Source organism: Vibrio sp. 10N.222.46.A1, from assembly GCF_041473595.1.
GTDB lineage: Bacteria > Pseudomonadota > Gammaproteobacteria > Enterobacterales > Vibrionaceae > Vibrio > Vibrio tasmaniensis_A.
On sequence record NZ_JBFRSN010001878.1, the window covers coordinates 1 to 238 of the forward strand.

Consider the following 238-nt stretch of genomic DNA (forward strand, 5'->3'; position numbering starts at 1 on the left):
GATGGTCGCTACCACAGACAAACCAGGGAGCAGTCGACCTTTCAACTCTTGCTGATCTGGAATCGTAATTTTCACCGGTACACGCTGAACGATTTTAGTGAAGTTACCGGTCGCGTTTTCTGGTGGTAGGAGCGCAAACTTAGCGCCAGTCGCAGGGGAGAAGCTGTCTACCACGCCTTCAAGTGGTTGACCCGGAAAGGCATCCAGTTCGACTTCTACGGTTTGGCCTTTATGAATA

General features: G+C 50.8%; 1 pseudogene. It reads right to left on the reverse strand.

Features of this window, described 5'->3' with window-relative positions:
- Nucleotides 1–238 (reverse strand): annotated as a pseudogene (locus AB4496_RS29735) (HlyD family secretion protein); the annotation flags it as partial.